This window comes from Hyphomonas sp. UBA3601 (genome assembly GCF_002375605.1).
Lineage (GTDB): Bacteria > Pseudomonadota > Alphaproteobacteria > Caulobacterales > Hyphomonadaceae > Hyphomonas.
On the sequence record NZ_DFME01000105.1, the window covers coordinates 5887 to 14995 of the forward strand.

Here is a 9109-nt window from a genome sequence, read left to right on the forward strand (position 1 = left end):
TCTGCGCCTGTTGATCCTGGAGCTTGTCTCGGAGGAAGCCCGCCACGGCTATGACTTGATCCGTGAGATCGAGAGCCGGACGGGCGGGGCATATGTCCCCAGTCCCGGCGTGATCTATCCTGCGCTGGAGGCCCTCCTGGACCTCGGCCTGGTCGAGGCGGAAATGGATGGTCAGCGCCGGACGTTTCGCCTGACGAAAGACGGCAGCAAAGAGCGCGAAGATTCAGCCGCGACAATCGAGGCGATCGAGGCCCGTCTCGCCGACCTTCAGGAGAGCGATCGACCTGAAGATCCGCAGGATGTGCGCGGGGCCATGCATCGACTACGCCACGCCGTGCGAGATGCGGCCCGGTCGGCGTCGAATGATGGCGAGACGCGCAAGGCGATCGCGGATATCCTGACGGATGCCCAAGAGCGGATCGCCGCGCTGAAAGGCGCCTAGCCGGTTTGACCGGATTCACAGCGGAGAAGGGGAGGCGATGCCTCTCCTTTTCTATTCGGCAGCGGCTTCCAGCGCTTCGCGGCGCTTTTCAGCGGCGGACTTCTTGACGCTCTCGGAGCGCAATTGTCCGCAGGCGGCGAGAATGTCGCGTCCGCGCGGTGTGCGGATCGGGGACGCATAGCCCGCCTGATTCAGCACTTCGGCGAATTCCTCGATTGTGTCCCAGTCGGAGCATTCATAAGGGCTGCCCGGCCATGGGTTGAACGGTATGAGGTTGATCTTTGCCGGCACACCTCTCAGAAGGCGGACGAGGTCGCGCGCTTCAGCAAGGCTGTCATTGACGCCCTTCAGCATGACATATTCAAACGTCACCCGGCGGGAATTGCCCAGGCCGGGATAGGCGCGGATCGCCTCGAACAGTTCCTTCAGATTGTACTTGCGATTAATCGGAACAATCTCATTGCGCAGATCATCATTCGTCGCGTGCAGCGAGATGGCGAGCATGGCATTTGTGCGTTCGCCGAGCTCTACGATCTTCGGCGCGACACCCGCCGTGGATACGGTGATGCGGCGCCGGCCAATTGCTATGCCATCGCCGTCACTGATCGTGTCGATCGCTTCGGCGACATTGTCCAGATTGTAGAGCGGTTCGCCCATGCCCATGAAAACTATATTCGTCAGGCGTCGGTCTTCTTCATCACTCGGCCAGCCATCCAGCGCGTCCCGCGCGATCAATACCTGTGAGACGATTTCCTGTGCGGTCAGATTGCGAACGAGCTTTTGTGTGCCGGTATGGCAGAAGGTGCAGTTCAGAGTGCAGCCGACCTGGCTGGACACGCAGAGAGCACCTGCCTTGCCGACATCGGGAATATAGACGCTCTCGCCTTCGATGCCGGGGCCGAAGCGGGCCAGCCATTTCTGCGTGCCATCGCGAGAGACCTGGTGATCTGCGATCTCGGGTCGGGTGAGGATGAATTTCTCGCCCAGCTCCGCGCGCAGGTCCTTGGCGACATCGGTCATGCCGTCAAATTCCTGAACACCGAAATGGTGCATCCAGCGGCGCAACTGTTTTGCGCGCATGCCAGCTTTCTTCGGCTCCAGGCCGAGCGCTTCCATCTCTGCTTTCAGAGCAGGAAGGGACAGGCCCGCCAATGAGCGGGGGGCAGGGGATGCAGCGTCGCCGCGCCGGGTGAGGTCAAGTTCGATTTTCATGATGCGGCGCCTATAACACGCTGAAGCGGTTGAAGGAATTGCTGGCTGCAGGCCTCACATTACGGGGAGTTAATGAGGATCGCCATTGTTTTGTCATCGATGGAACGGAAAGACTGACCCACGCGTTAATAAGCGTGCCCAATTCCGGGCTGTCCTTTCCAAAGGAGCTGATGACATGAAACGCCTTTCCTATGCGCTGCTTGCGCTTCCCCTGATTGCCCTTCCAGCCTGTGAAACCGGGCCGAGTCAACGGGTTCTGACCGGCGCTGGCGTCGGGGCCATTCTTGGCGCTGGTGCAGGTACGCTTGCAGGTGGCGACGATGGCCGCAACGCTGCAATTGGCGCAGCCGTGGGTGCAATTGCTGGCGCCGCAGCCGGTGACTATATGGACAAACAGGAGCGCCGCCTGCGCGAGCAAACCGCTGGCACGGGCATTGGTGTTGAGCGCCAGGGCGATCAGATCGCGTTGACCATGCCGTCCAACATCACTTTCTCCGTGAACAGTGCCACGATCCAGCCGAACTTCTATAGCGCGCTGAACGATGTCAGCCTGACGCTGGTCGACTATCCATCGACCGCCGTGGATATCATTGGTCATGCCAGCTCTGACGGCCCGGACGACTACAATATGGACCTGTCCCGTCGCCGTGCAGAATCGGTCCGTTCCTATCTCGTGAACCAGGGTGTCACGCCAGTTCGCCTTGCGGCTGTTGGTATGGGTGAGACCCAGCCAATCGCGGACAATGCGACTGCTGAGGGCCGCGCCGCCAACCGCCGCGTGGAAATCATCCTGACGCCGATCACGCAGGAAAGCTACTAAGCTGAAATTGCAGACCTCATCGCCTCGATGGGGTCTGCATACCGTTTTTCCATGGCGGCGAGCAATTGCGCGTTTGCCGTGGAAGGATGGCCCGAATTGGCAGGCGGTGCAGGATCATATTCCACTGCCAGCTGAATTCCTTCGGCCACGTTCTGGCCCGAAATTTCCATGACAATCTGAAGCGCGAAATCGATGCCGGCGGTAACGCCCCCACCGGTATAGGTGGTGCCGTCCCGAACGCAGCGCGCTTCGGTGGGCACAGCGCCGACCAGCGGCAACAGATGGTGATAGGCCCAATGGGTGGTCGCCTTTTTGCCGTTTAGCAGGCCTGCTGCACCGAGTATGAAAGCGCCCGTGCAGACGGACGTCACATAGGTTGCTGCCGCGCCGGCCTTGCGAACGAAATCCATCGTTTCCCCGTCAGCGAGCGCATCGACCACACCAAACCCGCCCGGCACGAGGATCATGTCGAGATCGGGCGCATCTGCGAATGTGCCGGTCGGCACGAGGCCTAGGCCGCAATCGCTCGGCACAGGATCAGGGGATTTTGCGAGAATATGGGTTTCCGCGCCGGGCATACGGTGGAGTATCTGGAGAGGGCCGGTGAAATCGAGTTGAGTCACATTCGGGAAAAGGACAAAGCCGATATTCATGATGCACTCCGATTCCAGCCCCAGATTGCCGGTGCGGTATTGATAGCAGTCGCCACACGTCGTAGCGAGTCCGGCGGCATGGTGCCGGTCGATATTTGCACGACTTTCCTGATCGCAGCACCTATACAAGCGTTCAACACCGAACGCGAAGAGGATCGGAACATGCAGGACTCCGTTCCGACCCATAATCCGCGAGGCCGTTTCGGTCAGTCAGCGCCTTATCGGGGCCTCTTCTCCGAAGGCATTCGCGGGCTCTCCTGGATGTTTCTGAAAGCGACGGGCTGGCATGTCGCCACAGACTGGCCGGACGTCTCCAAATCCGTGATCATAGCCGCGCCTCACACCTCCAATTATGACGGGCTGGTCATGCTCGCCATTGCGGGCTGGTACCGACAAAAGCTCAGTTGGATGGGCAAGGCTTCCCTCGTGCAAGGGCCGTTTGGCGGCTTGCTCCGGCGAGCAGGCTGCGTGCCGGTTGAGCGGTCAAAATCGAAGGATGTCGTGTCGCTGATGAAGGAGGCGTTCGACGCGGCGGATACGCTCCACCTCGCGATCGCGCCTGAAGGGACGCGCAATGCCAATCCGGTCTGGAAAACTGGGTTCTGGCATATCGCCCAATCCGCCAATGTGCCCTTGTTCAGCGCCGTGCTTGATTTTGGAACCAGGGAAATGCGGCTGGAGGGACCGATCATGCCTGGCGGGGATTTCGAGACCGATATGGACGTGATCATTTCGCACTATCGCGATGCGAAAGGCCGCCATCCTGAGCGCTTCTGTCTACCGGGTCAGGTGTCTTAGCGGCAGATTGCGGAGGCCTTGTCGATGGCCGCTGCCGAGCCGCTCAGCGAGAAATGATAGGCCACTTGCGTGTTGCGCTGGGAAACGGCTTCAATCCGGAGTTCTGATCCCTTGCGAAGGGCCGAAACAATCCGGGAATCGTCGGAATCATCTGCGAACGCTTCACGCCCGACGCCAAACATGGCCCAGGACGACCGTCCGACGCTGGCCTTCGGCGCCAGGTCTTCCCGCAAGTCAAAGCCGACTTTCAAGCTCGGTTGGTTGCGCGCGCGGCCGGATTTCCAATTGGTGACATAGAACCACACATCGCCATGATCGGCCGCGCGGGGGGCCTTGTCGGTGGCCTGTGTGGCCGCGTAGCAGATGGTTTCTCCATTCGCGGTGTCGGTAAAGACCGACCAATCCTTGTATCGACCGATCGCTGAAGGGCTGGCAGAGGCCATGGGCACGGCAAGCGCAGCCACAAGGGTCAGCACGGTCAGAGTTTTCCGGCTCAATCTCAGTGTTTGCATATTCTATACATTCCCATTTGCGCGGAGCATTCCCAGCATCATAAAGACAACAGGGTTAAGGCTAAACTACGGCATGTCAGCTGCCTCTGCAGATCACGCCAGCTTGTTGGTTCAGGCGGTTGCGTTCCATGTGAGCCGCCACGATAGTGTCTGGAACATGTAAACTGAGAGTTCTTGTGTGAACGACACTGTAACAACGACGATTTCCCCGGATGTGCGACAGCGTCATGCAGACTGCATGGCCCTGATTGCCTCCGATAAGTGTCGGGCCTCTTTTTCGGAATTGTTCGACTTCTACGCCCCGCGGGTGAAGAGTTACATGTTGCGGTTGGGCGCAAGCGCGCTGGAGGCCGAGGATCTGGCGCAAGACGTCATGGTGACGGTCTGGCGCAAGGCGGGCATGTACGACCGCAAGCAGGCGTCGGTCTCGACCTGGATTTTCCGCGTCGCACGCAATCGGCGCATCGACAAATTCCGCCGGACCAGTCGGCCCGACCTCGATGCGGATGAACCCATGCTTCGGCCACCGGATATAGAGCAGCCGGATGCGGCGCTGGATCGGGTTCAGATCGAGGAGGCGGTTCGGGCCGAGTTGGTGAAGCTGCCCCCCGAACAGCTCGAATTGCTGCAGGCCGCCTTCTATGAGGGCTTGTCGCATTCCGAAATCGCCACAAAATTCAACCTGCCCCTGGGAACGGTGAAGTCACGAATCCGGCTGGCTTTCGGCCGCCTGCGTGGCCAATTGGAACCGGAGGGCGGAGATGCCGACACGTAGTGAATGGAACATGACATGATGCAGCAGCCAGCTACTTCATCCTATAGCGAGCTCTATTCGGCCTATGCGGCGGGTCAGCTTGATCCGGCATTTGCGTTGCTACTCGAGACCCAGAGCATGTTACGGCGTGATGTGCGTGGCGCGCTTGCCGCAAGTGAAGCGGTGTCCGGTTTCATGCTGGAAACAGCAGAGCCCGTTCAGATGTCAGCCGGAGCAGGGGCTCGCGCACTTGAGCTGATTGATGCGCTCGAAAGCGGAGATAGCGTGACCGCTACGGATTTCACTGGAGACGCCGAATTGGCGTGCCTGCCCATGCCCTTGCGCGACAAGGCGTTGGAGGCATTTGATGCTGCCGGATGGCAGGCGAACGCGCCGGGCATCCGACGCATGAAACTCGATGTTGGCAGCGACCTCGAGATCGAGCTTTACCGTATACAGTCCAATGCCAAAGTGCCCCGGCATTCGCACGGCGGTACGGAGTTCACGCTCGTGGTGGCAGGCGGATTTTCGGATGAGACCGGCAGTTACGGTCCCGGCGACTTGGCGGTCAAGGGGCCGGACGACACGCACCAGCCCGTCGGTGATCCGGGCGAAGTTTGTTTCGCCCTTGCAGTGCGGGATGCGGGACTACAGTTCACGGGGATCATGGGTGTGATCCAGCGTGTGCTGGGGCGCTGACTATTTGCGGTCGCGACCGGGAACATATGTTCCGCTGAGGCCATCTCCGCCAGTGCCGCCAGGCATGATCGGGCGCGGAGCATAGCCGCCCATTGATAGATGTCGATCATACATGACGAGCGCGCCAGCAAGGCTGACATTGATACAAAATTTGGTCGGAATTTTCACGACATGATCGCAGCGCGCGAGGATGTCGGGTGACAAGTCCCCTTTTTCAGGGCCCAGCATATAGGCCGCCTGCGGAGGATGCCGGAAGGTGGGCAGCATTACAGCATCATCCGTCAGCTCGATGCCGACCATCTGACACCCGCGGGGCAACTGCATTTCGTCAACATTGTCCCACTGATAGTAAGGCACTTGTCCGGCTGTTTTTGACGTGTCGGCCTGGTAGGCTGCCCGCAGGCGATGCTCGGCATTGATGGAAAACACAAAGCTTGCCCCGAAGGCATTCGCTGTACGCATCAGCGCGCCAAGATTCATGGGTTTCGAGATACGTTCAGAGCCGATCGCAAAATAGCCGCGCATATCAGAAAGCCTCCAGTCCAAATCTGAGGATCACGAGCAGGCCGATAATCACAGGCAGTGTGTAAACCGAAACGCGCCGCGCAAGGCGCAGGTGTCCGAGCTGGTTCGGATAGGTTTGGTTGAGATGAGTTGCGATATCCGTATGCGAGACACGCCGTCCGGCATCAGCGACGCCTTCGCGGTACTCAATGTCTGAGGGGAGTCCGCCAAATTTTTCCGTCAGAGCACGGCGCAACGCTACCGAAATCATCCAACGCATCTGCAGGGCGAGCATCAGGGCGAACACGGCCAAACCCAACACTATGAAAAGAAGAATATTCATCAGCCGAACGTGCCCACTTCAAATCGTCCATTTGAATCCGCCATGGCGCGTTTCAGGCCAGACGAATTCCAGAGCGCGGATATGTCTCCTTCGGCGGATACGGCGATCATGCCGCCTTGTCCTCCCAGCATGCGCACATCATCCAATGCGCCTTGGACGGCGGCTTCCAGTCCGGCTCCGGCATAGCGGATGCGCGCCGAGACGTCTGCGGCTGCAGCTGCGCGAATGAAATATTCACCCAGTCCGGTGCACGACACGGCGCAACGTTCATCTGCCCATGTGCCCGCGCCGGGCAGGGGAGTATCGCCCAGCCGGCCGGGCGTTTTACCACGAATGCCGGCCGTAGAGGTTGCAGCTGACAGGTCACCATAAATGTCGAGCGCAACTGCCCCCACGGTTCCGGTTGAGTTGATCATGTCCTGTGTCGTCAGTTCATCGACGGGGTCATAGTAAGCGTCCGGATCGTCGATCATGACCAGGCCCGATTTGGCCAGCAGTTTTCGGGCGCCGTCTGCAATCAGCAAAACATTGGGGGTCTGTTCCATGACCGCGCGCGCGCAGGAGACCGGATTGCGGTATCCCTGCAGAGCGCCGACCGCTCCGGCTGTGCGGTTGCGACCGTCCATAATGGCGGCGTCCAGCTCATACGCGCCGTCGAGGTTTGGTGCAGCGCCCTTTCCGGCAAGATACAGGCCGGACTCTTCAAGCCCCTGAACCATCACTTCGACCACATCCAGAGCGGCTTCGCCGTCCCGCAAGCGTTCGGCACCATTCTTCAGCAGGGTCGCCAAATGGGCTTCCTGCAGGGAATAGTCATTCCCCGGGATCGGCCCGGCGCCACCATGCAGGGCCAGGGCCCATTTCTTTGCCATTTGACTGCTACCTCTCCGCTACGTCAGGCTTGGACTTTTATCGGGCACACCGCTACCGTCTGACAGCAGAAACAACAAGATGGGAAGGAAGTCGCAGCCATGAAAGCAGTGCTCTCCAAAGAAGTAGGCGGACCGGACAGTCTGGTCATTGAAGATGCCCCGATGCCGGAATGCGGCAAAGGTCAGGTGCTGATAGAAGTAAAGGCGTGCGGAGTGAATTTCCCGGATTCGCTGATCATTCAGGACATGTACCAGTTCAAGCCACCGCGCCCATTCTCGCCGGGTGGCGAGATCGCCGGGTTCGTCAAGGAAGTGGGCGAAGGCGTTTCCCATGTGAAAGTGGGTGACCGCGTTCTGGCCTCGATCGGGAATGGCGGTATGGCGGAATATGCCGTCGCGGCCCAGCATGCCGTAATGCCAATCCCGGAAGGCATGCCGTTTGAAGAAGCGGCCGCGTTCCTGATGACGTATGGCACCAGCTATTATGCTCTCAAGGACCGCGCTGACCCGAAGCCGGGTGAAAAACTGCTCGTTCTGGGTGCGGCTGGCGGCGTTGGCATTGCAGCCGTTGAGCTTGGCAAGGCGATGGGCCTTGAAGTGATCGCGGCCTGCTCGACACAGGAAAAGGTGGATTTTTGCCTCTCAAAAGGCGCCGACAAAGGCCTCGTCTATGCGCGTGAGCTTGATCGGGACGGTCAGAAAGCGTTCTCCAACGACATCAAGGAAGTGTCCGGCGGCGGTGTGGACATTATTTATGACGGTGTCGGCGGCAATTATGCCGAGCCCTCGGTGCGGGCCATGAACTGGGAAGGGCGTTTTCTCGTGATCGGCTTTCCTGCCGGTATCCCAAAGCTGCCGCTCAACCTGACCCTGCTGAAAAGTTGCGACGTTCGCGGCGTGTTCTGGGGCGCAGCGGTGGCGCGTGACCCGAAGGCTCACCAGCAGAATGTCGCTGAACTGTTCAAGCTGTATGGTGAAGGTAAGATCCGTCCGCACATCTCGAATACATATCCGCTGGAAAAGTCAGCCGATGCCATTCAGGAGCTGATGGACCGGAAAGCGCAGGGCAAGGTGGTGGTCGTGATCTGATTCCAACTGTCATTCGCCGTGCGAATGACAGTTAACGCCTGAACCAAAGCCTGTGTCGCGCATAGTTCTGTCATGTCAGATAAAAGCCAAACACAGGCAAACGCACCTCCTGCGAATGGACGTGACGATCCGCGCATGCGGATGTTGCGGCGTGGGAGAATTGTCGTAAACCACCGCCACAGTTCGTTCGATGTGGGGATCCGAGACCTGTCATCGACAGGAGCCAAACTCAAATTGACCGAAATCTGGGCGGTGCCGGAGACGTTTGAACTCCAGATACTGAAGCCTGACGGCTCAATGGAGCTGGTTGTGCCATGCGAGAAGCGTTGGCAGAGCGGTATTCTGGTCGGAGCAAAGTTCGTGCGCCCGCCACGCCCTTAGCCTTTTGGGAACCGGGACGAAAAAACCCGC

The 9109-nt window shown here is 59.3% G+C and carries 13 protein-coding genes; 7 read left to right on the forward strand and 6 right to left on the reverse strand.

Going from position 1 to position 9109, the window contains the following annotated elements; genetic code table 11:
• Nucleotides 1-442: PadR family transcriptional regulator (locus tag B4F73_RS10460; RefSeq protein WP_290483206.1), on the forward strand; the 442-nt coding region annotated here is incomplete at its 5' end.
• A gap of 51 nt (nt 443-493) precedes the next feature.
• On the opposite strand, the gene rlmN is transcribed toward B4F73_RS10460, so the two are convergent.
• Nucleotides 494-1654, reverse strand: a complete 1161-nt coding sequence (rlmN, locus tag B4F73_RS10465) for a 23S rRNA (adenine(2503)-C(2))-methyltransferase RlmN (protein WP_206991986.1) — start codon at nt 1652-1654, stop codon at nt 494-496.
• Nucleotides 1655-1829: 175 nt separating this feature from the next.
• On the opposite strand from rlmN, the gene B4F73_RS10470 reads away from it, so the two are divergent.
• On the forward strand, nt 1830-2474 hold the full coding sequence (locus tag B4F73_RS10470) for an OmpA family protein (RefSeq protein WP_034816901.1): 645 nt from the start codon (nt 1830-1832) through the stop codon (nt 2472-2474).
• Here B4F73_RS10470 and B4F73_RS10475 read toward each other — a convergent pair.
• A complete protein-coding gene (locus tag B4F73_RS10475) occupies nt 2471-3127 on the reverse strand; it encodes a DJ-1/PfpI family protein (RefSeq protein WP_290483207.1) in 657 nt (218 codons plus the stop codon). The two genes, B4F73_RS10470 and B4F73_RS10475, sit on opposite strands and share 4 nt — an antisense overlap.
• Between B4F73_RS10475 and B4F73_RS10480 the strand changes: the two genes are divergently transcribed.
• Complete coding sequence (locus B4F73_RS10480) at nt 3089-3925, forward strand: 1-acyl-sn-glycerol-3-phosphate acyltransferase (protein ID WP_290483208.1); 837 nt, start codon at nt 3089-3091, stop codon at nt 3923-3925. The genes B4F73_RS10475 and B4F73_RS10480 overlap by 39 nt on opposite strands.
• On the opposite strand, the gene B4F73_RS10485 is transcribed toward B4F73_RS10480, so the two are convergent.
• Complete coding sequence (locus tag B4F73_RS10485) at nt 3922-4437, reverse strand: invasion associated locus B family protein (RefSeq protein ID WP_206991989.1); 516 nt, start codon at nt 4435-4437, stop codon at nt 3922-3924. The genes B4F73_RS10480 and B4F73_RS10485 overlap by 4 nt on opposite strands.
• Before the next feature lie 178 nt (nt 4438-4615).
• On the opposite strand from B4F73_RS10485, the gene B4F73_RS10490 reads away from it, so the two are divergent.
• Complete coding sequence (locus B4F73_RS10490) at nt 4616-5212, forward strand: sigma-70 family RNA polymerase sigma factor (protein ID WP_290483209.1); 597 nt, start codon at nt 4616-4618, stop codon at nt 5210-5212.
• A 15-nt stretch (nt 5213-5227) separates the two neighbouring features.
• On the forward strand, nt 5228-5890 hold the full coding sequence (locus B4F73_RS10495) for a cupin domain-containing protein (protein ID WP_290483210.1): 663 nt from the start codon (nt 5228-5230) through the stop codon (nt 5888-5890).
• On the opposite strand, the gene B4F73_RS10500 is transcribed toward B4F73_RS10495, so the two are convergent.
• The 3 genes from B4F73_RS10500 to B4F73_RS10510 are packed head-to-tail and all read right to left on the reverse strand — an operon-like array spanning nt 5891 to nt 7609.
• On the reverse strand, nt 5891-6415 hold the full coding sequence (locus B4F73_RS10500; protein ID WP_034816907.1) for an RNA methyltransferase: 525 nt from the start codon (nt 6413-6415) through the stop codon (nt 5891-5893). It abuts the gene before it with no gap.
• A gap of 1 nt (nt 6416) precedes the next feature.
• Nucleotides 6417-6737 carry a hypothetical protein gene (locus B4F73_RS10505; protein ID WP_206991992.1) on the reverse strand — a complete coding sequence of 107 codons (321 nt, stop codon included), beginning with the start codon at nt 6735-6737 and terminating at the stop codon, nt 6417-6419.
• Nucleotides 6737-7609, reverse strand: a complete 873-nt coding sequence (locus B4F73_RS10510) for an isoaspartyl peptidase/L-asparaginase family protein (protein ID WP_206991993.1) — start codon at nt 7607-7609, stop codon at nt 6737-6739. Before B4F73_RS10510 ends, B4F73_RS10505 begins: the two co-directional genes overlap by 1 nt.
• Before the next feature lie 99 nt (nt 7610-7708).
• Here B4F73_RS10510 and B4F73_RS10515 point away from each other — a divergent pair, with 99 nt between their 5' ends.
• Together B4F73_RS10515 and B4F73_RS10520 are read left to right on the forward strand one after the other, a co-directional pair.
• Entirely contained in the window at nt 7709-8698 is a 990-nt protein-coding gene (locus B4F73_RS10515; protein ID WP_290483211.1) for an NADPH:quinone oxidoreductase family protein, read from the forward strand.
• A gap of 72 nt (nt 8699-8770) precedes the next feature.
• Nucleotides 8771-9079 carry a PilZ domain-containing protein gene (locus tag B4F73_RS10520; protein WP_206991995.1) on the forward strand — a complete coding sequence of 103 codons (309 nt, stop codon included), beginning with the start codon at nt 8771-8773 and terminating at the stop codon, nt 9077-9079.
• Nucleotides 9080-9109: the final 30 nt, after the last annotated feature.

What these genes read in the sequence shown, in the direction of transcription:
- rlmN (WP_206991986.1), bottom strand. Translation starts at nt 1,654, where the DNA reads ATGAAAATCGAACTTGACCTCACCCGGCGCGGCGACGCTGCATCCCCT.
- B4F73_RS10470 (WP_034816901.1), top strand. Translation starts at nt 1,830, where the DNA reads ATGAAACGCCTTTCCTATGCGCTGCTTGCGCTTCCCCTGATTGCCCTT.
- B4F73_RS10475 (WP_290483207.1), bottom strand. Translation starts at nt 3,127, where the DNA reads ATGAATATCGGCTTTGTCCTTTTCCCGAATGTGACTCAACTCGATTTC.
- B4F73_RS10485 (WP_206991989.1), bottom strand. Translation starts at nt 4,437, where the DNA reads ATGCAAACACTGAGATTGAGCCGGAAAACTCTGACCGTGCTGACCCTT.
- B4F73_RS10495 (WP_290483210.1), top strand. Translation starts at nt 5,228, where the DNA reads ATGATGCAGCAGCCAGCTACTTCATCCTATAGCGAGCTCTATTCGGCC.
- B4F73_RS10500 (WP_034816907.1), bottom strand. Translation starts at nt 6,415, where the DNA reads ATGCGCGGCTATTTTGCGATCGGCTCTGAACGTATCTCGAAACCCATG.
- B4F73_RS10505 (WP_206991992.1), bottom strand. Translation starts at nt 6,737, where the DNA reads ATGAATATTCTTCTTTTCATAGTGTTGGGTTTGGCCGTGTTCGCCCTG.
- B4F73_RS10510 (WP_206991993.1), bottom strand. Translation starts at nt 7,609, where the DNA reads ATGGCAAAGAAATGGGCCCTGGCCCTGCATGGTGGCGCCGGGCCGATC.
- B4F73_RS10515 (WP_290483211.1), top strand. Translation starts at nt 7,709, where the DNA reads ATGAAAGCAGTGCTCTCCAAAGAAGTAGGCGGACCGGACAGTCTGGTC.
- B4F73_RS10520 (WP_206991995.1), top strand. Translation starts at nt 8,771, where the DNA reads ATGTCAGATAAAAGCCAAACACAGGCAAACGCACCTCCTGCGAATGGA.